21 protein-coding genes and 2 pseudogenes are annotated in these 23913 nt (G+C 34.1%); 16 read left to right on the top strand and 7 right to left on the bottom strand.

What is annotated here, in order from left to right; translation table 11 throughout:
• Positions 1-77 precede the first annotated feature (77 nt).
• Together ON07_RS12165 and ON07_RS12160 are read left to right on the top strand one after the other, a co-directional pair.
• Positions 78-2273: an ATP-dependent DNA helicase RecQ gene (locus ON07_RS12165; protein ID WP_010231876.1), complete on the top strand. Its 2196-nt coding sequence runs from the start codon at positions 78-80 to the stop codon at positions 2271-2273.
• A 185-nt stretch (positions 2274-2458) separates the two neighbouring features.
• Complete coding sequence (locus tag ON07_RS12160; protein ID WP_010231874.1) at positions 2459-3391, top strand: peptidylprolyl isomerase; 933 nt, start codon at positions 2459-2461, stop codon at positions 3389-3391.
• Between the two features lie 69 nt (positions 3392-3460).
• Here ON07_RS12160 and ON07_RS12155 read toward each other — a convergent pair whose 3' ends face one another.
• The gene (locus tag ON07_RS12155) at positions 3461-4096 is read right to left on the bottom strand and encodes a peroxiredoxin (RefSeq protein ID WP_010231871.1); all 636 of its coding nucleotides are present in this window, start codon (positions 4094-4096) and stop codon (positions 3461-3463) included.
• Positions 4097-4208: 112 nt separating this feature from the next.
• Positions 4209-4766 (bottom strand): thioredoxin family protein, encoded by a 558-nt coding sequence (locus ON07_RS12150; RefSeq protein WP_010231869.1) that lies wholly within the window; start codon positions 4764-4766, stop codon positions 4209-4211.
• A 110-nt stretch (positions 4767-4876) separates the two neighbouring features.
• Here ON07_RS12150 and ON07_RS12145 point away from each other — a divergent pair, with 110 nt between their 5' ends.
• Positions 4877-5212, top strand: a complete 336-nt coding sequence (locus tag ON07_RS12145; protein ID WP_029331919.1) for a tRNA-binding protein — start codon at positions 4877-4879, stop codon at positions 5210-5212.
• Here ON07_RS12145 and ON07_RS12140 read toward each other — a convergent pair whose 3' ends face one another.
• From ON07_RS12140 to ON07_RS12125, 4 genes and pseudogenes are all read right to left on the bottom strand, one after another.
• Positions 5213-5599 (bottom strand): hypothetical protein, encoded by a 387-nt coding sequence (locus ON07_RS12140; RefSeq protein ID WP_010231863.1) that lies wholly within the window; start codon positions 5597-5599, stop codon positions 5213-5215. It lies immediately after the preceding gene.
• 47 nt (positions 5600-5646) lie between these two features.
• A pseudogene (locus tag ON07_RS15450) lies at positions 5647-8161 on the bottom strand (M14 family zinc carboxypeptidase).
• 161 nt (positions 8162-8322) lie between these two features.
• Positions 8323-8703 carry a PUR family DNA/RNA-binding protein gene (locus ON07_RS12130; protein ID WP_010231860.1) on the bottom strand — a complete coding sequence of 127 codons (381 nt, stop codon included), beginning with the start codon at positions 8701-8703 and terminating at the stop codon, positions 8323-8325.
• A gap of 71 nt (positions 8704-8774) precedes the next feature.
• The gene (locus tag ON07_RS12125; protein WP_010231858.1) at positions 8775-10532 is read right to left on the bottom strand and encodes an ABC transporter ATP-binding protein; all 1758 of its coding nucleotides are present in this window, start codon (positions 10530-10532) and stop codon (positions 8775-8777) included.
• Between the two features lie 135 nt (positions 10533-10667).
• Here ON07_RS12125 and ON07_RS12120 point away from each other — a divergent pair, with 135 nt between their 5' ends.
• From ON07_RS12120 to yajC, 4 genes and pseudogenes are all read left to right on the top strand, one after another.
• Entirely contained in the window at positions 10668-11768 is a 1101-nt protein-coding gene (locus ON07_RS12120) for a Glu/Leu/Phe/Val family dehydrogenase (protein ID WP_010231855.1), read from the top strand.
• Between the two features lie 82 nt (positions 11769-11850).
• Positions 11851-12795 carry a transcription antitermination factor NusB gene (nusB, locus tag ON07_RS12115; RefSeq protein WP_010231853.1) on the top strand — a complete coding sequence of 315 codons (945 nt, stop codon included), beginning with the start codon at positions 11851-11853 and terminating at the stop codon, positions 12793-12795.
• Between the two features lie 46 nt (positions 12796-12841).
• Positions 12842-13306: a DUF1573 domain-containing protein gene (locus tag ON07_RS12110; protein WP_010231851.1), complete on the top strand. Its 465-nt coding sequence runs from the start codon at positions 12842-12844 to the stop codon at positions 13304-13306.
• A gap of 21 nt (positions 13307-13327) precedes the next feature.
• A pseudogene (gene yajC, locus ON07_RS12105) lies at positions 13328-13637 on the top strand (preprotein translocase subunit YajC).
• A gap of 121 nt (positions 13638-13758) precedes the next feature.
• Here yajC and ON07_RS12100 read toward each other — a convergent pair.
• Positions 13759-14046, bottom strand: a complete 288-nt coding sequence (locus ON07_RS12100) for an STAS domain-containing protein (RefSeq protein ID WP_010231846.1) — start codon at positions 14044-14046, stop codon at positions 13759-13761.
• A 926-nt stretch (positions 14047-14972) separates the two neighbouring features.
• Here ON07_RS12100 and ON07_RS17235 point away from each other — a divergent pair.
• The 9 genes from ON07_RS17235 to ON07_RS16010 all read left to right on the top strand — a co-directional run.
• On the top strand, positions 14973-15110 hold the full coding sequence (locus ON07_RS17235; RefSeq protein ID WP_081483399.1) for a transcription termination/antitermination NusG family protein: 138 nt from the start codon (positions 14973-14975) through the stop codon (positions 15108-15110).
• A gap of 1 nt (position 15111) precedes the next feature.
• Positions 15112-15450, top strand: coding sequence for a hypothetical protein (locus ON07_RS15445; protein ID WP_050915889.1), 339 nt, complete (start codon positions 15112-15114; stop codon positions 15448-15450).
• 288 nt (positions 15451-15738) lie between these two features.
• Positions 15739-16851, top strand: coding sequence for a GDP-mannose 4,6-dehydratase (gene gmd / locus ON07_RS12090; RefSeq protein WP_010231843.1), 1113 nt, complete (start codon positions 15739-15741; stop codon positions 16849-16851).
• Positions 16852-16869: 18 nt separating this feature from the next.
• Positions 16870-17988 (top strand): GDP-L-fucose synthase family protein, encoded by a 1119-nt coding sequence (locus tag ON07_RS12085; RefSeq protein WP_010231840.1) that lies wholly within the window; start codon positions 16870-16872, stop codon positions 17986-17988.
• A 180-nt stretch (positions 17989-18168) separates the two neighbouring features.
• Positions 18169-19269, top strand: coding sequence for an ABC transporter transmembrane domain-containing protein (locus ON07_RS17230; protein WP_237708920.1), 1101 nt, complete (start codon positions 18169-18171; stop codon positions 19267-19269).
• Between the two features lie 40 nt (positions 19270-19309).
• Complete coding sequence (locus ON07_RS17225) at positions 19310-19969, top strand: ATP-binding cassette domain-containing protein (protein WP_237708919.1); 660 nt, start codon at positions 19310-19312, stop codon at positions 19967-19969.
• Positions 19970-20068: 99 nt separating this feature from the next.
• Positions 20069-20686: a hypothetical protein gene (locus ON07_RS12075; RefSeq protein ID WP_010231837.1), complete on the top strand. Its 618-nt coding sequence runs from the start codon at positions 20069-20071 to the stop codon at positions 20684-20686.
• Between the two features lie 65 nt (positions 20687-20751).
• The gene (locus ON07_RS12070; RefSeq protein ID WP_010231835.1) at positions 20752-20994 is read left to right on the top strand and encodes a hypothetical protein; all 243 of its coding nucleotides are present in this window, start codon (positions 20752-20754) and stop codon (positions 20992-20994) included.
• Between the two features lie 396 nt (positions 20995-21390).
• The coding region (locus ON07_RS16010) for a LamG-like jellyroll fold domain-containing protein (protein ID WP_162097766.1) at positions 21391-23913 on the top strand (2523 nt) is incomplete at its 3' end.

The following is a 23913-nucleotide window of genomic DNA, read 5'->3' as shown; positions in this document are numbered from 1 at the left end:
AGAATTATGAATTGTGAATCCTAAAGAAATATGTATCTTTATTAATGCAAATGTAAATAAAATTGTAACACGATTTAATGAGCTCTACCGAAATCGATTTACACCAACAACTTAAAAAGTACTTTGGATTCAGTCAATTCAAAGGTCTTCAGGAACAAGTAATTAAAAGTATCGTTAACAAACACAATACTTTCGTTATAATGCCTACTGGGGGTGGGAAATCACTTTGTTATCAACTCCCTGCTTTAATAGAAGAAGGAACCGCAATCGTGGTTTCACCTTTAATCGCCTTAATGAAAAATCAAGTGGATGCAATTCGCGGGATTTCTTCTGAACATGGGATCGCGCATGTACTAAACTCTTCCTTAAATAAGTCGGAGATCAAGCAGGTGAAGGAGGATATAACCAATGGTATCACCAAACTGCTATATGTTGCCCCCGAATCTTTAACAAAAGAGGAAAATGTTGAATTTTTACGTGGGGTTGAAATTTCTTTTATGGCGGTAGATGAAGCTCATTGTATTAGTGAGTGGGGGCATGATTTTAGACCGGAATATCGAAATCTAAAACATATTATAAAACGTATTGGGGATAACATTCCAATTATTGGACTTACCGCAACTGCTACTCCAAAAGTGCAAGAAGATATTCTTAAAAACCTTGGCATCACAGATGCTAAGACGTTTAAAGCCAGCTTTAATCGTCCTAATTTGTATTATGAGATAAGGCCAAAGACAAAAAATGTAGATTCAGACATTATTCGTTTTGTTAAGCAGAATGAGGGGAAGTCTGGAATTATCTATTGTTTAAGTAGAAAAAGGGTTGAGGAATTAGCGCAAGTACTTCAGGTGAACGGAATTAAAGCAGTTCCTTATCATGCTGGCTTGGACGCTAAAACTCGAATTAAACATCAGGACATGTTCATTATGGAAGATATAGATGTCGTAGTGGCAACTATTGCTTTTGGGATGGGGATAGACAAACCAGATGTAAGATTTGTAATTCATAATGATATTCCAAAAAGTTTAGAGAGTTATTATCAAGAAACCGGCCGTGCAGGTAGAGATGGTGGTGAAGGTCATTGCTTGGCATATTACGCTTATAAGGATATAGAAAAACTGGAAAAATTCATGAGTGGTAAACCTGTTGCAGAACAGGAAATTGGCCATGCATTGCTTCAGGAAGTAGTTGGATATGCCGAAACTTCCATGTCTCGTCGTAAATTTCTACTTCATTATTTTGGGGAGCATTTCGATGAAAAAATAGGGGATGGAGCATCGATGGATGACAATGTGCAAAATCCTAAGAAGAAACATGAAGCCAAAGATGAGGTTGCTCTTTTACTGAAAACAGTAATGGAAACTAATCAAATATATAAAGCAAAGGAAGTTGTAAATACATTGATAGGAAAATCGAATGCTTTGATTCTATCTCACAAAACAAATGAACATCCTCTTTTTGGTAAAGGAAAAGGCCAAGATTCTCAATACTGGACGGCACTTGTGCGCCAAGTTTTGGTTGCCGGAATGCTGAAAAAGGATATTGAAACCTATGGTGTTGTAAGGATTACAGAAAAAGGTAAAGATTTTATTAAAAATCCAAGTTCCTTTATGATGACCGAAGATCATATTTATGACTTCGATCAAGATGATTCTAACACGCCGAAAGGAGGTAATGCAGATGCTGATATACAATTGGTCAAAATTTTAAAAGAGCTTCGTAAAAAAGTAGCCAAAAAGCAGAATGTCCCTCCATTTGTAGTTTTTCAAGACCCTTCTATTCAGGATATGGCTTTAAAATATCCGATTTCTATAGATGAATTAAGTAATATTCATGGTGTAGGAGAGGGTAAAGCTAAAAAATTTGGTAAGGAATTCGTTGAGGTAATCAGCAATTATGTAGAAGAGAATGATATTATTAGGCCGGATGATTTTGTGGTAAAATCTACGGGTGCTAACAGTGGTCTTAAACTCTATATTATTCAGAATGTCGACAGAAAATTACCTTTAACAGACATTGCTTCTGCAAAAGGAATGGAAATGCACGAGTTTATTAAGGAGATGGAAGCTATTGTTTATAGTGGTACTAAGCTTAATATCGATTATTGGCTTAATGATATTCTAGACGATGAGCAGCAAGAAGAGATCCATGAATATTTCTTGGAAGCAGAATCAGATAAAATAGAAGAAGCTATAGAAGAGTTCGATGGAGATTACGACGATGAAGAATTGCGTTTATATCGAATTAAATTCATCAGCGAAGTAGCTAATTAATTCAAAATTCAAAATTCAAAATTCGGAATTCGGAATTCGGAATTCGGAATTCGAAACTTGAAAGCTGAAACTTGAAACCTGAAAATTTCAGAATTTATTCATTTTAAATCCTAAAATCTCCCCAAGCCTATCCCGGTTACTTTTTCAAATTGTTATCTTTGCGCCACTAATTAAAAACTAGCATTATGCAAGACGGATTATATGCCAAGTTTCATACTTCTAAAGGTGAGATTTTGGTGAAATTGGAAAATGAAAAAACACCTGGAACTGTTGGGAACTTTGTAGGACTGGCAGAAGGTAATTTAGAGAATAAAGCGATTCCGCAAGGGAAACCTTACTATGACGGATTGAAATTCCATAGAGTGATTCCGGATTTTATGATTCAAGGTGGAGACCCAAAAGGAAATGGAACCGGTGGGCCTGGTTACAACTTCGAAGATGAAATTCATCCAGAATTAACTCACGATGCTCCCGGAAAACTTTCTATGGCAAACGCTGGGCCTGGAACAAATGGAAGTCAGTTTTTTATTACTCATATTGCAACTCCTTGGTTGGACGGGAAACATACCGTTTTTGGAAGTGTAGTTGAAGGGCAAGATGTGGTAGATGCTATAGCTCAAGGTGATAAACTTGATAAAGTTGAAATTATTAGACAAGGTGCTGAAGCTGAAAAGTTTAATGGAGTTGAAGAATTTCGCTCTTTTAATGGTGCCAAAGCTGAAAGAGAAGCAGCCGCAAAAAAGAAACAAGAAGAATTAATGGGAGAAATGTCTCAGGGATTTGAAAAAACGGCTAGCGGACTTCGATATAAAATTGAACAAAAAGGAGATGGTGTTCAAGCTCAAAAGGGCAAGACCGTTTCAGTTCATTATAAAGGAATGTTACCGGATGGTAGTGTTTTCGATTCTTCATATACCCGTAATCAACCAATAGATTTTAAATTGGGTAAAGGTCAAGTAATCCAAGGTTGGGATGAAGGTATTCAGTTATTGAGTGTTGGAGACCAAGCAAGATTTGTGATTCCTTCTCATTTAGCTTACGGAGAACGTGGAGCAGGAGGAACAATTCCTCCAAATGCAACTTTGATTTTTGATGTAGAGTTGGTGGCAGTTAAGTAAATCTTGCCAAGAATTATATAAAAAAGCCTCAGCAATTAATTTGTTGAGGCTTTTTCATTCATCTAAGTTTTAATTAGGCTGAGAAGTGAATCTCATATAAGGCTTCACTTTTTTAAAGCCTTTAGGGAACATTTTTTTTGCTTCTTCATCAGAAAGATTAGGGTCTATTACTACCTCTTCACCATTTTTCCAATTAGCAGGTGTTGCTACTTTGTGATACTCGGTAAGTTGTAGCGAATCTATCACCCTAAAAATTTCATCAAAATTCCTTCCTGTACTCGCAGGATAGGTAATCATTAATTTAATTTTCTTATCTGGAGCAATTACATACACAGAGCGTGCAGTTGCTGTATCATCAGAATTTGGATGAATCATATCATATAGATATGCAATTTTTCTGTTTCCATCAGCAATTAGAGGAAAGTTGAGTTTTGTATGTTGAGTTTCAACAATATCTTCCATCCATTTTTTGTGGGTGTCAATATCATCTACACTCAAGGCTAAGACTTTTACATTGCGCTTTTCAAAATCATCTTTGCATTTTGCCATAGTGGCTAGCTCGGTTGTGCAAACTGGTGTAAAATCTTTTGGGTGAGAAAACAAAACTCCCCAGTGATCTCCTAAATAATCATAAAAATTAATTCTACCTTCAGTAGTTTCTGCAACAAAATTTGGTGCTACATCTCCCAATTTAAGTGTTTTCATAACTAAAGTCTTTTAAAATTAGCGGCTTTAATTTAAGAAAATAAGCCCCTGATCTTGGTTAAAACATTACTAAAAAAGGAGGTGGAAATGCTAAAATATAGTGATGGTCAAGTTATTTTTTCCACTTGATATTACAACCTACACTCGGCTTTTGCGGTTCGGGAACATTACGATTATTTAATACGGAATCTAAAGCTTCTCTTAGATCTCGTCCGTTCACTGGAATTCCATTTCCCGGTCGCGAGTTATCCAATTGGCCTCTATAAATCAGTTTTAATTCTGAATCGAATAAATAGAAATCCGGAGTACACGCAGCATCATAATCCTTAGCTACTTCCTGAGTTTGATCATATAAATATGGGAAAGGATAATGATATTTTCTAGCGGCCTTCCACATAAGGTCTGGATGATCATCTGGATATGCTTCTATATCGTTACTCATAATAGCTATAAAACTAAAACCTGTTACCCTATAATCATTAGCTACTCTTACAATTTCATCATTTACATGCTTTACAAAAGGGCAGTGATTACTTAAAAACATGATCACAGTTCCTTTTTCTCCTTTAAGATCTGATAAACTATACCTATTTGAAGTTATGGCATCCGGGAGTACAAAGTCTGGAGCTTTGGTTCCTAAAGCAAGCATATTGGAGGGTGTTAAGGACATAGTTTGAAGTTTTGAATTTTAGGATGCTAACAAATTTAATATCTTTATTCTAATTGCAATTGGTTGCCATATTAGATAAGGACTTCAATTTAAGAATAAACAGAGAATACATGGAGATAAGCTGGAATGATTTTGAAAAAGTGGAAATGCGAGTGGGAACAATAATTAAAGTGGTGGACTTTCCAAAAGCCAATAAACCTGCTTATATCATGGAGATAGACTTTGGTAATGGGCTAGGTGTTAGAAAATCTTCTGCACAAATAACCAAGCGATATACCAAAGAAGATTTATTACAGAAGCAAATCGTTGCGGTTGTAAACTTTCCCAAGAAACAAATTGCAAACTTTATGAGTGAATGTTTGGTTCTAGGTGCGGTTGGTTCTAAAAACGATATTGTTCTTTTAAACCCCGATTTTAAGGTCGAGAATGGGTTAAGAATAGGGTAATTACTTTATCAACTCAAATTTTTCTGCACAGCCTTCTATGCAGTTGTAATATATAATTAATCGATTATCTTGAATTTTATAACTAAATGATAAGCCCAAATTACAATCAGGGTAAATTTTATTGTCAACAGTAGAGTAGGTCGCGCTATTACTAGCATTTTCTCCGCTGCAAAAAGAATTAGAATAACTTACAGTATTGTCATCAAAAAATTGAATAATAGCATCACTTTCTACTTTTTGGAAGATTCCACTAGCATCACCGGGATCGTTTAAAACTTCAATTAAATGCCAACTGTTAATTAGATCTTTCTCGGTTACATTTTCTTTAGAACAAGAAATCGTTAAAAATAATCCTACGATAAGTGTAAAAATGGAAACTGTTTTCATGATGATTTTATATTATCGTAGGGAAGTGAATATTAAAAATAGCTTAATTACATTTCATCACCAAAGAAAATAGCATTCATCAACAATTTATTGGTTCCATACCAAAAACCTCTAAAATTTGTATTGTCGGTAAATAGAATCACATTACCGCGACCCATCCCAACATGTCTAAAAGGAACTGTATTTGCTAATAAATCTAAATTTGGTTTGCTAATGTAACCGCTTAAAAGAGGTTTTTCAGTATATTTTATAGGGTTATTGTAGCTTGTGGAATCTGCTTTTACAAAAATTGTAGTATCTCTAAATAAAGCAATCTTATTATCTGTATACCCAAAATTCACGGGATGAGATCTATCTTGGGTAGCTTCAAAAATAGCTCCCCCAATTCCCTGTGCTCCTCTAAAGTCATTGCGCTCTTCAAAACTTACGTTTTTAGCTTTCACTTTGTTCTCTAAAAATTCCAGTTTCATAAATTCGTTGGTGTTAAACCACTTTGCAGCATTTTTATAACCTATCAAAGTACCTCCATCTTTAACCCAATCTTTTAGCTTATCTGCGTCCTTTTTTTTCTAAAGCAGTTCCCCAGCTATTTGGTAAAATAATATCGGTGTATTTGCTGAGATCTGCTCTTCCGAAGTTTCTGGTGTCCAACTTTGTAATATTCATATCATAACGCTGATCGAATAAATGCCAGATCTCTCCTGCATCGTAGGGCGTGATTCCATCACCTACAATGATGGCTACTTTTTGAGGTTCTAAGGATCTAAAATAATTACTTCCTAAATTGATGCCTTTTGTTAGTCCGGTAGTAACTCCAGTGATTGAAACATTGGCTTTTTCGGATACTTCTGTCAAGAAATTAAAAATTTCCGTAGCATCTAATTTCTGATTTTGTACAGAAATTAAAATTGTTCCATAATCATATTTTTTATTGTCTGCTTCAAAACTTTTCATTCCAACCTGAGCCCTAAGACCTTTTTCTAAGATAAGATTGAGTGCTTTTGGAGCATTGTAATCATGCCATTCCATTAAATAAGCATAATCGCTCTTATTAATTGTATTTATAGCTGGTTTTTGAAGGCTATCTATCTTCTCACCTACGTATTTAAACGGTACACTATTATTAAATTCAAGATCGAATGCTAAAGGAAAGGACCAAGCCGAAATATCGTAGAACAAGCTATCTGTAAAAGAGGTTCTTTTCTCGAACATTGCTTCAACAACTCGATGTTGCCGTTGATTTTTAGGAACTATATATCCCGCACCTTGTTTAAATTTTTTGCCATTAAGTTCAAAATCTTCTTTGATCTCATAAACTTCGACTTGCTGACGTTTTAAGATTTCGGCTAAATGATAAGCCTTGTTTTTGTCTTTTTCGCTTCCAAATACATAAGCATCTTTCCCCATGGTATTTCTGGAATTCTTATAGAATGAACGTTGATAGTCCAAAATCTTACTTCTCATACTGCCTGCAGCTTCCAAAGTAGATAGCGCGGCGGTAAACTGATTTCTTATAGTGAAGGGAAACGTTAGTAAACCATTATCTGTTTCTTGCACATGGCCTCTAGAGCTTCCTTGTTCAAAAAGAATCCCGATACTTCCATTGATATCAGGGAAAGTCGAGCCTTTTCCGTAATAAAAATCATCATAGTCTTCTTGAGTATAATATAAGGAGCCAATCTTATCCAATGCTTTTGCATGATAAGTTCCTATTTCTCGGGTAAGATCTTGATTCATTTGCGGTGTAAGCGGATGGGTTCTGGAAGGAATTCCCGGCTGAAAGAAAAATGAGGAATTAGATCCCATTTCATGATGATCTGTAAGAATGTTTGGTTGCCACTTATGAAAAGTGGTTATTCTAGCTCTAGATTCTGGTAATTGTACTGGTAACCAATCCCGGTTCATATCGAACCAATAATGATTGGTTCTTCCGCCCGGCCAAACTTCACTAAACTCTCTATCTTGTGGATCTGGATTTAAATTTTTGCTTTTATTCGTATTCGCCCAATATGCAAAACGCTGTAATCCATCCGGGTTTAACGAAGGGTCAAATAAAATCACAGTATTGTCAAGAAGCTGATCAATCTTTTCGCCTTGTCCTGCGGCTAAATAATAAGCTGCTAACAAAGCTGCATTAGAGCCACTTGGTTCGTTTCCGTGAATAGAAAATCCTTGATAAACCACAATTGGCATCTCTTCGGTTTTTAGATTCTCACTATCGGCTTCAGTTAAACTTATATGATTCTTGCGAATAGGTTCTATATTTTTCTGATTCTCTTCGGAAGTAATAACAAGTAGGAGTAGCGGTCTACTTTCAAAAGTAGTTCCTCTGTTTTCTAGTGTAATTCTAGGAGATTCCGAAGCCAAAGTTCGCATATAAGCAACTAACAAATCATGGGTTACGTGCCATTCTCCCGGGATATACCCAAGAACTTCTTGTGGCGTAGATATTTCCGGATTATAAGAAATGTCTTGGGGAAGATAGTAGGAGAGGTCTAAATTTTCTTGCGCGCTTACATTGAAAGAAAAAATAAGGATAAGCGTTAAATACAGATATTTCATAAAACTAATAATTTGAGGCTCTAATATATAAAAACCGCCTCAATTTCTTGAGGCGGTTTCCGTATAATCCCTTTTTAAAGGTGTAATTTTCGAGAGCTGTCTTATATATTCACGCTTCGCTCGATTTTTAGCCTAACTAGTTCGCAGATTTTTTTTTAACTTTAAATATCGTCAAAGCTAATATCTGTAAACTTATCTGGTGAGGGTGCAGCATCTGTTGCTACATTATCTTCCTGATATTCTTTTTTAAAGTCTTTCTGATGTTTATCGCTTATTACTTCCTGTCCCTTTTCTTCAACTATGTAATTAGTCATTTCATTTAGGATTTCAGCAAAACCGTCAAAATCTTCCTTGTACAAGTAGATTTTGTGTTTTTTGTAATGAAAAGAACCATCTGCATTGGTAAATTTTTTACTCTCGGTAATAGTAAGATAGTAATCATCCGCTTTAGTAGCTCTTACATCAAAGAAGTACGTACGTCTTCCAGCTCTTAATACTTTAGAGAATATTTCATCTTTCTCCATCATTCCATTTTCATTCATAAAATAAATCTTTTTGTTTTATTTAACTAAGACCAAAAATCTAAAAAAAATTAACATTTCGCAACAAATTTTCACATTTCTTTTTCACTTAGCTGCTTTGCGTAAAGCTCTTTGTAATAACCATCCTCTTGAATTAATTTTTGATGGTTCCCTTCCTGAACAACAGCCCCGTTTTCTAGAATGATTATCCTGTCGGCATTTTTCACTGACGAAATCCTATGACTCACAATAATTGTGGTCTTGGTTGCTGAGATTTTAAATAAATTCTGAAGAATTTCTTCCTCGGTCTCTGTATCTACTGCGGAAAGACTATCGTCAAAAAGTAATATCTGAGGATCATGAATTATTGCTCTTGCTATGGAAACTCGTTGTTTTTGACCTCCGGAAAGGGTTATTCCTCTTTCGCCAAGAACGGTATCATAGCCTTTACTGAAGCCTTGAATATTTTTATGAACTGAAGCGTTTTTAGCTGCTTCAACCACTTCTTCTTCAGTAGCATTGGTGTTTCCAAACATAATATTATTGCGAATGGAATCACTAAATAGGAAGGCGTCCTGTGGCACATATCCAATACTATCCCTTAAATTGAAAAGATTGTGTTCCTGAATATTTTCCCCATCTACGAGAATAGTTCCCTGGTTTACATCGTATAATCTTCCAATAAGCTCTAAAATTGTGGACTTTCCGGAACCTGTTTTTCCTATAATCGCTAAAGTTTCCCCTCTATTTACTTTGAAGGAAATGTTTTTAAGAGCGGTGATATTGGTGTCTTCATAAGTGAAAGTCACGTTTTTAAATTCAATATTCCCTTGAATTTCTACAGATTTTTCCTGATGATTTTTTATTTGAGGCTCTTGTTTTAAAAATTCGTTAATACGTTTTTGAGAAGCTTCCGCTTGTTGGACTATAGAAGTAACCCAACCTACAATGGCCACCGGCCACGTAAGCATGTTTACATATAAAAGAAACTCTACAATAATCCCAATATTTTCAATCTCACCACTTATTACTTGTTTTCCTCCAATGTATATAACTACAGTGTTACTTACTCCAATTAAAAGAACCATTAATGGGAAGAAGAAAGCCTGTACTTTTACCAGATTAAGATTTTTTTCTTTGCTCCCATTGGAAAGCACTTCAAAATTTTGATTGGTTTGAGGCTCTAATCCGTAAGATTTAATAACAGAAATTCCGCTAAATGTTTCTTGGGTAAAAGTGTTTAGTTTTGATAAATACTGCTGAACTATCGTGCTTCTATTGTGAATGGCTACACTTAGTTTGTAAATTGCAAAAGATAGAAATGGAAGTGGAGCCAAGGTATAAAGAGTTAATAGCGGAGCTGTATTAACCATATACCATATTACCACCACAAATAAGGTAAGCGTAGTAATACTGTACATTATTGCAGGCCCAAGATACATTCTCACTTTAGAAACATCTTCGCTAATCCTATTCATTAAATCCCCGGTACGGTTCTTTTTATAAAAGTTTAAAGAAAGGCGTTGGTATTGTTGATAGATCTCATTTTTTAGATCGTATTCCATATGTCTGGAAGCCACAATAAAGGTTTGGCGCATTACAAATGTTAAAGCTGCGGCAACTAAATTGGCTCCAATAATAAGAAGAATGTTATAAAATAATTCTTCTCTCAACTCTGCGGGATCGGTTATTTCTCCTCTTATATAGCTTTCTATAACCGTTGTAGAATTTCCAATAAACTGAACGGGATACAATGTGAAAATTCTTGCAGCTATAGTTATTAATAGCCCAAGCAGCATATGCCATTTATATTTAAAGAAATATTTATTGAGGTGTCGTAATTCTTTCATCTAATGGTAGGCCCTATGATTCTTGCAGTATTCGCATTTTAACAAACGAATTGACTGTGAAAATTAAAATATTAGTTAATTTTGCTCATCGATTTTTTCAAATACATAAAAATCTGAACTTAAATTTATAATTTTATGCAAGTTGACGTTTTAGCTGCTAATGACCTTAAAAAAACTGCTCCTGTTTTTGGGCAGTTGTCTTTTGATAATCATGAACAAGTAGTTTTTTGCAATGACAAAGATACAGGTTTAAAGGCAATAATTGGAATTCATAATACTGTTTTAGGACCTGCTTTAGGTGGAACTAGAATGTGGAATTATACAAGCGAATGGGATGCCTTGAACGATGCCTTAAGACTTTCCAGAGGAATGACTTTTAAAAGTGCTATCACGGGATTAAATCTTGGTGGTGGAAAAGCGGTTATTATTGGTGATGCTAAAACTCAGAAGACGCCGGAATTAATGAGAAAATTCGGTGAGTTTGTACATTCTTTAAGTGGTAAATATATCACTGCAGAAGATGTGGGAATGGATACCGAAGATATGGATATCGTGAGAGAAGTAACACCGTTTGTTACTGGAATATCTGAATCTAAAGGTGGAGCAGGAAACCCTTCTCCCATTACAGCCTATGGTGTTTTTATGGGAATGAAAGCTGCTGCTAAGTATAAATTTGGATCAGATGATTTAGATGGTAAAAAAATATTAGTTCAGGGAATTGGTCATGTGGGCGAAGCTTTGGTTGAGCATTTAACCAACGAAGGCGCAAACGTATTTATTAGTGATATTAATCCTGCCAGACTTGAAGAGGTTAGCGCTAAGTACGGAGTGACAATCTATACGGAAGACCCTTATGATGCAGAGGTGGATATATACGCTCCATGTGCATTGGGAGCTACCGTAAATAATGAAACCATCCATAGAATTAAGGCTAAAATAATAGCCGGTGCTGCAAACAATCAGTTGCAAGACGAAAATACTCATGGCTTGCTATTGCAGGAAAGAGGAATCGTTTATGCTCCGGATTTCTTGATCAACGCAGGAGGGATTATTAATGTTTATGCAGAATTAGAAGGCTACGGAAAGCAAGAAATTATTCGTAAAACCGAAAACATTTTTAATACTACCTTAGAAATTCTTAAAACGGCAGAAGCTCAGTCTATAACAACACACCATGCTGCTCTAAAAATCGCTCAGCAGCGAATTGATGACAGAAAAAGAGAGAATTCGAACTAGGTAGTTTGAAATTAATAGTATTTTTGCAGGGCGAAAGAGGATTCTCTTCGCCTTGCTAATTTTATAACGTTCTTTTACAGCTATGTTAACCAGAAGACATATTCGAGTTAAGGTAATGCAATCACTATATGCATTCCATCAAAGTGAAAACAAAAACTTCAGTACAGAAGAGAAATTCCTTCAGAAAAGTATGTTGGAGATGTACGATTTGTTTTTATTGATGCTGAAATTAATCACCGAAATCAAAGATTATTCAGAAAGTTATCTGGAAAAATCTCAAAAGAAGTTTCTTCCAACACAAGAAGAAGTAGATCCCAACAAAAAATTCGTAGAGAACAGCATTATTAAAATTCTGGAAAATAACCAGTATTTACAGGATGCTTGGGAAGAACGTGGGATTAGTCACTGGAAAAGGGATGGCGAGTATGTTGCTATTCTTTGGGAAGAAATTCGCAATAGTGATGCTTTCGAAAATTACATGACTACACGGGAATCAACTTTTAAAGAGGATAAAGACTTTATAATTCTTTTACTGAAGGAATTTATTGCTCCTAACGATAAACTTTATGATTATATTGAGGATACGAAATTAACCTGGGTAGATGATCTTCCATTGGTGAATACAGCCATCCTTAAATATTTAAATAAATTGAAGGAGCATACTCCAGAGGATGCTAAAATTCCAAAGCTTTTTAAGAGTCCGGATGATGAAGAATTCGCAGCAAAGTTGTTTAGGAAAGCTTTAGCAAATGATGAGGATTTGGCGAAAGAAATGGTAGATAAAACTCCTAATTGGGATAAGGAACGTATTGCGGAAATAGATACGATCCTTATTAAAATGGGAATTTGTGAATTGCTTCATTTTTCTTCTATTCCGGTAAAGGTGAGTATTAACGAGTATTTGGAAGTTGCTAAAGAATACAGCACTCCAAAAAGCAGCATTTTTATAAATGGAATTTTAGATAAATTATCTAAAGAATATAAGGATCAAAACCGTTTAAATAAAATGGGACGAGGTCTTATGTAGTCAGGAAAATTTATTATTTTTAACGTTTAACTTTAAATCAAATATTATGAAAAAAGGATTTTTAATGATAGCGGCTGTTGGAGCGTTATTCTTTACTTCTTGTAAGGATGATGCCTCTAGTAAAGTGAAGGCAGAAAATGTGGAAACTGCAGCAGAGCGTGATGCTCAAGTTGCCGCTTTCGCAGAACTTACTTTTGAAGAAGAAGAATTCGACTTTGGTAACATTGCGAAAGGAACAGAAGTAGAGCACGTATTTAAATTCACTAATTCAGGAGACGGACCTTTGGTAATCACCAATGCAACTAGTACTTGTGGATGTACAGTGCCAACTTATCCAAAAAATGAAACTATAGCTCCGGGAGAATCTGGAGAAATGTTAGTGAAATTTAACGGATCTGGACAAGGTCAAGTTACCAAAACTGTAACTGTAACAGCAAATACAGAAAACGGATCTGAACAAATAAGAATCAAAGCTTTTGTTGAAGCTGGCGAAGATAAAACTGCCGGATAAACAAAACTTTTAAAATAATTTATGGAACAATTAACCCAGTTTGCACCAATAATATTAATGTTTGTGGTAGTGTATTTTTTTTATGATACGCCCACAAATGAAACGCGCTAAGCAAGAAAAAACTTTTGCATCTGAGCTTAAAAAAGGTGATAGGATAATTACTAAAAGTGGGATGCATGGTAAGATCGTTGATTTTAGCGAGAAAAATAATTCAGTTATAATTGAAACAGGTGCAGGGAAAATCACTTTTGATCGCTCTTCCATTTCAATGGAAATGAGTAAAAAATTGAATGAACCAGTTTCAGAGAAAAAAACTATTGAAAAGAAATAATTTCTTGAAATTAATTCTCATTAAAAAAGCCTGTTGAATCTTCAACAGGCTTTTTTATTAATCAACGCGATCTAATTCCAAAATACATTAGGGATGTATTTCATTAAGGAATTAAACCACGTCAATAATATTCTTCATCCCCGATTTTTTTAATTGCTTGTGTAACAATCTCATTACAACTATTTAAAATCAATATTTTTTTACCATTTGTTTTTGCTTTCTGCTTTACAATCATCAGCATAAAAACTCCTGCAATGTCCAGCTTATTTAATTGCGTAAGATCTAAAATGATTTTTGGAGCATAGTGAAGTTCCATTTCAATATCCTCTTGAACCTCACTCACATTCATTGAAGTTAAGCTTCCTCTGAGCGTAATTAGTTCAGCATTTTTTAAAACAACTTCAGACATTTTTTTTTGTTTTGTTAGGCAAATGTATGATTTTCAGCTACTTATATTTTGATAAAAACGCTGAAGTGGGGGTTTTGATAGGTGAATAGATGTTATTGAAATATGAATGTTAAATAGATTTAAGTAATAATGGAAGAAACTTCATCATTTTTTGTATTCAATTTTATAATTGCTTGAGATTATTAATGTTTTTTTTATAAGTTATAAAATTTGATATTCTTACATACATTTATAAGAAATTAGATCAACGGTCAATTAGGCGGATAAAAAAAAATTAGAAAATCAATTTGGTAAGTTTTTGAATTTTCAATATTGAATCCTGAATTAAGAATTAATATTATTTTTCAATGTATAAACCTGTTTAATTTATGATATTAATAATTTAAATATTAAATTTTATTTAAAATTGAATTTTTAGCTTACACTTTTAATTCTTACATAAATATTTTGAAATTTTAACATTTTTCTTATTCTTAAAATTAACTTTAATCTATAAATTAGTTCTTCTAAATAATACAACTAGATTTTCTTACTCTACAGAAGTTGTTATTAGAATCCCTAACTTTAATTATTTGTATGTAATTCTCAATCATGGGACTTACAAAGCGAAGCTATAATTAGTATTTACCTTACGAGTATCGATATTATTGTTTAATTCTTTTACAAATATCCTACGTGCTAAATTTAAAAAAATGAAGGATGAAAATCAATTACTTCAACTTTCCCGGCAAATTCTGCTAAACTTTCTTTAAGATTAGTTCTTGTATTTTACTAGTATTTATTCTTGAACCTTATTAATAGGATTCTGGATTAATCGTGTAACTAAAAAAGGTTTTAAACCAAAACACCTTTAGTGGAAAACCTATGCCCTATAAATAAGCTATTTGGTACTGCATAAAAATAAGATTAATTAAAAACTTGAATTTATGAGGTGGTTTGTTATCTACACTAAGCCAAAAGCAGAGATAAAAGTATCACAGTATCTTGATGCGGCTAATATTGAGAATTATTGCCCAACTATTGTAGAGGTTAAGAAATGGAGCGATAGAGCAAAAAAAAATTAAAGTGCCATTATTTAGATCTTATGTATTTGTAAGATTAGATGAGAAAGACAGAGAAAAAGTTTTTCAGTTTCCAGGTATCGTAAGGTATTTATACTGGTTAGGAAAACCCGCAGTTGCAAAAGATAAGGAAATCCAACTAATCAAAGATTGGTTAGATAATGATTGCTACGCTGAATTTAGAGTAGATAATCTATATTCGGGGAAAAAGGTGCAAATAAAGTCTGGTGCTTTTAAGAGCCAAGAAGGAGTAATAAAACATGTAGGCTCTAAAAGGTTGAGTTTGGTTTTAGATAATTTAGGATGTGTTGTTAGTGTCAGAATCAGGGAGCTTGCTCAATAATCTAAGTTATTTTCAAATAATAATGTGTAATTATTAGAGAATTCAGTACTTAACTTATTTATGAAGATTTAGAACTATTCTCTTATTGCGATTATTCTGTACAAAGTCTTTCACAACTTTTATGAGATTCAACATTTTTATTCAGCACTCACTAAACCTAGTCAGGTAAACCCTTTATAGATTCAATATTAGAAAATTATTGAAGGGAATTAAAAATCAATTCACCAAAACCAATTTGTGACTTTTTGAAGTAATATTCTGATTTAGATTAACCATTAATAACAAAATATGAAAAGAGCATTAATTACAGGAGTAACTGGACAGGATGGAGCTTATCTAAGTGATTTTTTATTAAAGAAAGGTTATGAAGTACATGGACTTAAAAGACGAACCTCCCAATTCAACACAGAAAGAATTGATCATTTGTATCAAGATCCACATATAGAAAATAGGAATTTCATTCTTTATTATAGTGATATGAATGATGCGATTTCAATAATGGGGCTTATTAATAAGATTCAACCAGATGAAATTTATAATTTGGCAGCAATGAGCCATGTTCAAGTTTCATTCGAAATTCCTGAGTATACTGGAAATACGGATGGATTGGGAACATTAAGAATATTGGAAGCAGTTAGACTATTGGGTTTAGAAAATAAAACTAAAATTTATCAAGCATCAACTTCAGAGCTTTACGGGAAGGTTCAAGAAGTTCCCCAATCTGAAACTACTGCGTTCTATCCTAGAAGCCCCTATGCTGTTGCTAAGCTCTATGCTTATTGGATCACAGTTAATTATAGAGAGGCTTATAATTTATTTGCATGTAATGGTATTTTATTCAATCATGAATCTCCTAATAGAGGTGAAACTTTTGTGACCAGAAAGATTACACGGGCGGTCTCCAGAATAGCTTTGGGAATGCAAGATAAAATTTACCTAGGAAATTTAAATGCAAAACGGGATTGGGGACATGCCAAGGACTATGTTAGAGCTATGTGGATGGTATTACAGGCAAGGGAGCCAGAAGACTGGGTAATAGCAACAGGTAAAACTACTAGCGTTAGAGATTTTGTGCAAATGGCGTTTGGCGAGGTAGGAATAGAATTGGAATTCATTGGTGAAGGAGTGGATGAAAAAGGGTATATAAAGAATTGCTCAAATATAGATTATCAGTTAGTGGAGGGTAAAGAGGTCTTAGCTGTAGATCCTAGATATTTTAGACCAACAGAAGTGGATTTGTTAATAGGAGATCCAACCAAAGCCAATTCTAAATTGGGTTGGTTTCCTGAGTATACGCTATCTAGTTTGGTAAAGGAAATGATGGAAAGCGATTTGGAACTAATGAGTAAAGAATCCTGTTTAAAAGAAGGTGGATTTAAAATCTTAAATTTTCATGAATAATTTAAAGGAAGGTATATTATGGAGAAGGATGCTAAAATATTTGTAGCCGGAGATCGCGGCCTCGTGGGTAGTGCTATTTTAAAAAAATTAAAGGATGCTGGTTATACCAATTTAATTACAAGAACTCGCAATGAGTTGGATCTTTTGGATTGTATAGAAGTATCTCATTTTTTCTTAAAATGTAAACCGGACTATGTGTTTATAGCAGCTGCAAAAGTGGGTGGCATTGTTGCCAATAATAAATATAGAGCAGACTTTATTTATGAGAATCTAATGATTCAAACAAATATCATTCATTACAGTTATTTAAATAAGGTGAAGAAATTGATCTTTTTAGGAAGTACTTGCATTTATCCTAAGAATTGTAAACAACCAATAAAGGAGGAATATTTACTCACAGGTTCATTAGAATATACAAACGAGCCATACGCTATTGCCAAAATAGCTGGAATAAAAATGTGCGAAAGTTATAATCTTCAATATGCTACAAATTTTATCTCTGTAATGCCAACAAATCTTTATGGTCCCAATGACAATTATAATCTCGAAACTTCTCACGTACTACCAGCGATAATACGTAAAATTCATTTGGGAAGAGCCATAGAGATGAATGATTGGGAAACCATAAGAGAAGATTTAAATAAATTACCTATAGAGAAAATAACAGGTAAATCCCCTAAGCAGAATATTTTAAAAACACTATCAAAATATGGGATTGATCTTATAGAAGAAAATGATAGCAATTTAGTTGAGATTGAAATATGGGGAAGCGGAAAGCCCTTGCGGGAATTTTTATGGAGCGAAGACATGGCAGAAGCTTGCATTTTTATAATGAATGAAATTAATTTCTCAGACCTCATAGAATTATCTGAAGAGAAACAAATTCGAAATTGTCATCTCAATATTGGGACTGGTAAAGAAATCTCGATTAAAGATCTAGCATATCTCACTAAAGAATTGATAGGTTTTAAAGGAAAACTTGCCTTTAATGGTGATAAACCTGAAGGAACATTAAGAAAAATCACAGATCCCACTAAACTACAAAAATTTGGCTGGCACCATAAAATTGAAATAGCTGAAGGAATCCAAATGATGTATAAGGAATACACAGGGATAGATGTACTTGTACAGCCATAAAATGGGACAAGTAGTATTGATAAATTTGTTTAAAATAAGGCCAGCATAACTCTTATAAATCTTCCTCACAACTCAAGCATATTTTTAGAATGAGTTTAATATAACCTCCAATAATAAAATGTCAACATCTTTCGCAAGATAAGCAGCGTAAACTTTTAGCTTCTTAAAACACTAAGTTCCATGCATAATAAAACAACAACTTTAAAAGAAAAGTACTTTTATAACTTTACTTACTTCTATAGAATACTCAAATACCGCATTTTTATTAGTGTTATTTTAAGCATCGGCGTAGGGATTTTAGATGGTTTTGGTTTGGCCATGTTCTTACCCTTGCTGCAAATGGTGGGCGACTCCTCTACGGTGGATCCGGAAAGCCTCGGTAAATTAGGATTTTTATTGGAGGGGATGAAAAACATAGGTTTAACTCCAAGCCTTTTAACTATTTTAATACTAATGAGCTTATTCTTTATCCTAAAAGGAATAGCCCAATACATAAATAGTATTTACAGTGTAATTTTAAAGCAATTTTTCATAAAAAGCCTCAGGATTAAACTTTCCAATGCATTGTCACATATGTCTTTTAAGGCTTTTGCAATGGCAGATGCAGGAAGAATACAAAATACAATGTCTGGAGAAGTAATGCGAATATCTAAAGCCTATCTAGGTTATTTTGGTGCATTTCAACAGGTAATAATGGTAACTGTTTATATGGTATTCGCTTTTTATATAGATGCCAGATTCGCTATACTAATTTGCATTGGCGGGGGGCTAACCAATTTTATTTATAAAGCCATTTATAAGGCAACAAAAGTTTCATCAAAAAAACTCACTAGAGGTTTAAATTTTTATCAGGGTTTAATTCTGCAGTTTGTTACTCATTTTAAATATCTCAAAGCAACAGGGTATATAGGGGAATATAATAATAAATTAAAACGTAGTATTCATAATATCGAAGATCATAATAGAAGAATTGGAAAATTGAATTCTATAGTTAATTCTATTAGGGAGCCAATATTAATTATAGTTGTTAGTATAGTGATTCTAGTGCAGGTTAGCTTGTTAAATGGAAGCATGGGACCCATTCTTATAAGCCTTTTGTTCTTTTACCGAGCCTTGTCTGCCTTAATGCAAATGCAAACTCATTATAATGATTTCCTAGGAGTTTCTGGGTCTATGGAAAATATGACGCGTTTCGAACAAGAGTTAAAAATGGCAGCAGAAATTGATGGAGAAGTTAAAATGGAAAAGTTTAATAAAACTATTGAATTAAAAAAAAGTTAGCTTCCACTATTCAGATACTCAAATCCTAAATAATATAAATTTGAATATAATTAAAAATCAGACAATTGCGATTGTAGGTGAGAGTGGGAGCGGTAAAACTACATTAATTAATATTCTATCGGGTTTAATGCCGTTTAGTAGTGGAGAGCTCTTAATAGATGGAGTGAATAGCTTAAACCTTAACAAAGAAAGTTACCAAAGGAGAATAGGATATATTACTCAGGAACCGGTAGTGTTTGGTGATACTGTTTTTAATAACATCAGTTTTTGGTCTGAACCAACTTTGGAAAATTATAAGCGTTTTGAATGGGCAATAGAGCAGGCTTCTATTAATTTATTTATATCGGAACTCCCTGAGAAGGAAAATACCATGTTGGGGAATAATGGTATTAATTTAAGTGGAGGACAAAAGCAACGAATATCTATTGCTAGAGAATTGTTTAAAAATGTGGATATCCTTGTATTGGATGAAGCGACCTCTTCTTTAGATTCTGAAACAGAAAATGCCATTCAAAAAGGAATTGAAAGATTAAGAGGAAAATACACCATTGTGATTGTAGCCCATCGTATGTCCACAATTAAAAATGCAGATCGGATTATTGTCCTAAATAATGGAGAAATTGTAGATGAAGGAAATTTTGACGAATTGGTTCTTCACTCAATTAAATTCAAGAAAATGGTTGAGTTACAAGAAGTATAACATGTTTATATCATTGTTCTCAAAATTTTGAAAATAATATCTGCCAAGTTAAATTTTAAACCCGCATCAATTATAAAAATTTTTGGTAACTATTTGTAAATGCTGGGTAAAAATAGAAGAATGGTTTTTAGGATTTTTAGGATAAGGCCTTATTTGGCCTATTTAGCCCGTAAATTTGGCTATGTACTGGTAGGAGATAGTAGAAACTGGTGGCAAATTCCTCGATATAAATTATTTTCAGGAGACCTGCCAAATACAATTCAAATTAATTTCGAAGATCCTTATACGATACCCTTTAAAATTGATATTGAATCTATTATTTCTAGAGTAGGTTTTTCCTATAGAGACAAAGGCTGGCACCCATTTGTAGAAACTTTAAAGGAATATATTTTAGATGATAATCTCTCTTTTCAAGATTCAACGATCTCACATTTATATAGAAATTTTCAGCCAAAAAATGTTCAGGAGGCAATGTTGAATTGTGAGAATAGACCCTTATTCCCAATTTATAATTGGCCACCAGACAATCGGTTAATCAGCAGACTATGGACATTAAATAAATATAGTCTCAGCTATTTTTTAAAGGTCATAAATAGAAATTCAGATGGGCAGGGTTGGATTTTCTTTGGCCCACACACCATTCAATATGGGAATACTGAATTCAAAAGATTAATATCGGTTTATAATTCTATCAAAAAAAAATGGTTATCAGTCTAATAGAATGGATAAGGATCCTATTAATGGTTATTTTTTAAAAAAAAAATAATGCGTACAGATTTGTATTGCTCCATGGAAATCACAGAGTTTCAGCATTAAAGGCACTTAGATATAAAGAAGTATATGCTGTAATTCGTCCTGGTCACCCCTCCGTAATAGATTGGGATAATCTGGACGATTGGACCAAAGAAAGAGGTGGTATTTACACAAAAGAGCTTGTTATAGAACTATTTAATATGCTATTTCACGGGTCTGGACTTCAAAAAGCTCGTCGGTATAATTTAATAAATAAAGCACCGGTATTGTAGGTTTTTAACTCCTAAGGACTACCAAATATTGGTATTAAACCACTTTGGCTTTTAAGATTATTTCGTTTCATAATTCATGACAATCACTTTTTTTTTACAATAAAATAAATTTTTTAATTATAAAACCCACCCTGTTTTGAGGAACTCAATAATGAACTAAATGTTAATAGGATCATTTTAGATAAGTTGCCCGCTATGTAAGGGAATTTAGGCAAACTTATAATGTAGTAAGATGAATTTAGGGAATAGTACTGTTTAGTAGTACTCTAAATTAATGGAGAAATGAGGACTAAAATGAAAATTTCTATATATTTTCTAATTTTTATTTTATCGGTCACTGTAAGGTTAAATGCTCAGGAAGGTTTTACCTCCCTCACAAATTTAAATCCAATTTCAGTGTCCACAAATACTGGTGAAAAACCACAGGCTAAGGTATGGTTTTATGCCGATAAACATTGGGCGGTTTTAGCTAACTCTTCTGGTACGCACCTTTGGAGATTGGACGGTACAACTTGGACAAATCTACTTCAACTCTCATCGAAAACAAATTCCAAAGCAGATGTTAAGGTTGTTGGTAATATTGTACACATCTTACTTTTTCAAGGAATTTCGTCTCAATTGGTGTCTCTAGAATATTTATCGTCTTTAGGCACATATCAATTTTGGTCACAAAGACCCTCCACAGTAACAATTAATCTTCCATCAACCGTAGAGATTGCTAATATAGATATGGATGATAATGGAAGAATGTGGATGGCTTATGATGGTAATACGGAAATTTACGTAACCTGGAGTAATTCTCCTTATCAAAGTTGGAGTGCTCCAATAACCGTTGCCACGGGTTTAGATTCAGATGATATTGGTGCCATTATTGCCCTTCCCGGGAAGATGGGTGTTTTTTGGTCAAATCAACATAACGAAAGGTTCGGCTTTAAAACACATCTAAATGGTACAAATCCTTCCTCTTGGTCAAGTGATGAGGTGCCAGCTTCTCAATCAGCTTTAAATATTGAGGGAGGAATGGCAGATGACCATGTAAATATGGCTGTTTCAAGTGATGGCACGTTATTTTGTGCCATTAAAACTTCTTATGATACGGCTGGCTACCCAACGGTTGCACTGCTGGTACGCCGTCCCAATGGAAACTGGGACAATCTTTATTATGTTTCCGATCAAGGAACAAGACCAATTGTTATTTTGAACGATATCCTTAATAAATTGAGAGTTGTATATCCTGAAGATACGGGCGGTGATAATATTGTGTATAATGAGTCATCTGTTCCAAATATTTCTTTTGGAGATCAACGAAGATTGATCACAGGGGACTATAATAATCCCACAAGCATTAAAGGTAATTTCACCTCTGAAGTTGCAATTCTAGCATCAACTAGTTCTCAAGTAGTAGGAGTTCTTGCAAGCGATAAACTACAAGGTCCTACTTTGGAAGCTCCTAAGAATAATTATACACAACTTCCCTTAGAAACTAATCTAAGCTGGAATTCAGGAACGAATGTATTGAGCTATCAAGTTCAGGTTTCAGAAGTAAATAATTTCTCAAGCACCTTTTTTAACCAATCCAACATTACCTCGAATTCGGTCCTTATTAATGGCCTTGCAAATAATGCTATTTATTATTGGAGGGTTCGCTCTACAACTAGCACCGGGGAGAGTGAATGGTCCTCTATTTGGAATTTCAAAACTACCCCAGCTTCAGCAAATGCTATTTTGGTTGGTCATTGGAAATTAGAGGAAGGTAGCGGTAACAACCTTATTGATGTATCTGAACATTCTAATAATGCTAATGTTACTGGTAATCCCATTTGGGAAGTGGGTAAAGATGGACTAGGATTAAGATTCAATAATCCTAATCAAGTTGCCAATGTAATAGATAATGCTTCACTGGATATTACTGATGCAATGACAATTGCAACCTGGGTAAGACCTGAAAAAACTGCAATTCAATATCTTGTCAAGAAAGCAGATCATAACAATATAAATGGTTATGAGTTATCTCTTTCTGTGGACGGTAATGTATTCTTTCGGTTTAATCAGAATAGTTCTGGAGATACTTTTAGAGTGGATTCTCAAGTTGATTACCCTACAGATGGGGAAACCTGGATGCATATTGCAGCCACTTATAATGGATCTTTTCTTCGAATTTATATCGATGGGGTCGAAAATAATTCTATTAGTTTAAGCTCAGCAAGTCCTATAAGTATCAATCAACTTCCTCTTTCTATAGGATCTGGGAATGATGGGCTAAGAAGTTTTGAAGGCACTATGGATGAGATTCGCCTTTATAAGACGGCTCTTAGTGCTTCTGAAATTTTTTATATGGCAAATTCTCCCCTTCCCGTTTCGCCATCCAATGATGCTATTGAAGTTTCCGTTAATCCAACTTTAAGCTGGACACCTTTAAATGGTGCTGATACTTATGAAATACAGGTAGCTACTGATATGAATTTTGTTAATAAAATAGTAGATTTAAATGGTCTATCAGATATTTCGGTTCAAGTTTCGTCTCTCACCAATAATAGACTATACTTCTGGCGTATTCGTGGAAAAAATAATACAGGAACAGGAATTTGGTCAGATACCTGGAGTTTTACGACGATACCATTAGCACCGGTTTTATTATCGCCTGAAGATCTTTCTATCAATATTTCTGTAACTCCAAGCTTGAGCTGGAATACTTCCACTGGAGCAGATACTTATACCTTGGAAGTAGCAGAAGATTCCAGTTTCAATACTATTATTGATACTCAGAGCGGTCTCACTGGGACATCAGTAATCCCTGTTGGACTCTCTTATAGTACAACCTATTATTGGCGTGTCTTTTCGGTCAGTGCAGGAGGTTCCAGTGAATCCGAAATATGGAGTTTTACAACTGTTCCCGAAGCCCCGATTTTGACCACACCA

Origin of the sequence: Gillisia marina (assembly GCF_000258765.1) — a bacterium.
Classification (GTDB): Bacteria; Bacteroidota; Bacteroidia; order Flavobacteriales; family Flavobacteriaceae; genus Gillisia; species Gillisia marina.
This window is presented reverse-complemented; position numbering and strand designations above follow the sequence as displayed.

What these genes read in the sequence shown, in the direction of transcription:
- ON07_RS17230 (WP_237708920.1), top strand. Translation starts at nt 18,169, where the DNA reads ATGCATAATAAAACAACAACTTTAAAAGAAAAGTACTTTTATAACTTT.
- ON07_RS12085 (WP_010231840.1), top strand. Translation starts at nt 16,870, where the DNA reads ATGGAGAAGGATGCTAAAATATTTGTAGCCGGAGATCGCGGCCTCGTG.
- ON07_RS17235 (WP_081483399.1), top strand. Translation starts at nt 14,973, where the DNA reads ATGAGGTGGTTTGTTATCTACACTAAGCCAAAAGCAGAGATAAAAGTA.
- ON07_RS12145 (WP_029331919.1), top strand. Translation starts at nt 4,877, where the DNA reads ATGGAGATAAGCTGGAATGATTTTGAAAAAGTGGAAATGCGAGTGGGA.
- ON07_RS12155 (WP_010231871.1), bottom strand. Translation starts at nt 4,096, where the DNA reads ATGAAAACACTTAAATTGGGAGATGTAGCACCAAATTTTGTTGCAGAA.
- nusB (WP_010231853.1), top strand. Translation starts at nt 11,851, where the DNA reads ATGTTAACCAGAAGACATATTCGAGTTAAGGTAATGCAATCACTATAT.
- ON07_RS12140 (WP_010231863.1), bottom strand. Translation starts at nt 5,599, where the DNA reads ATGAAAACAGTTTCCATTTTTACACTTATCGTAGGATTATTTTTAACG.
- ON07_RS12110 (WP_010231851.1), top strand. Translation starts at nt 12,842, where the DNA reads ATGAAAAAAGGATTTTTAATGATAGCGGCTGTTGGAGCGTTATTCTTT.
- ON07_RS12150 (WP_010231869.1), bottom strand. Translation starts at nt 4,766, where the DNA reads ATGTCCTTAACACCCTCCAATATGCTTGCTTTAGGAACCAAAGCTCCA.
- gmd (WP_010231843.1), top strand. Translation starts at nt 15,739, where the DNA reads ATGAAAAGAGCATTAATTACAGGAGTAACTGGACAGGATGGAGCTTAT.
- ON07_RS12165 (WP_010231876.1), top strand. Translation starts at nt 78, where the DNA reads ATGAGCTCTACCGAAATCGATTTACACCAACAACTTAAAAAGTACTTT.
- ON07_RS12075 (WP_010231837.1), top strand. Translation starts at nt 20,069, where the DNA reads ATGCTGGGTAAAAATAGAAGAATGGTTTTTAGGATTTTTAGGATAAGG.
- ON07_RS12160 (WP_010231874.1), top strand. Translation starts at nt 2,459, where the DNA reads ATGCAAGACGGATTATATGCCAAGTTTCATACTTCTAAAGGTGAGATT.
- ON07_RS12125 (WP_010231858.1), bottom strand. Translation starts at nt 10,532, where the DNA reads ATGAAAGAATTACGACACCTCAATAAATATTTCTTTAAATATAAATGG.
- ON07_RS12100 (WP_010231846.1), bottom strand. Translation starts at nt 14,046, where the DNA reads ATGTCTGAAGTTGTTTTAAAAAATGCTGAACTAATTACGCTCAGAGGA.
- ON07_RS12120 (WP_010231855.1), top strand. Translation starts at nt 10,668, where the DNA reads ATGCAAGTTGACGTTTTAGCTGCTAATGACCTTAAAAAAACTGCTCCT.
- ON07_RS12130 (WP_010231860.1), bottom strand. Translation starts at nt 8,703, where the DNA reads ATGAATGAAAATGGAATGATGGAGAAAGATGAAATATTCTCTAAAGTA.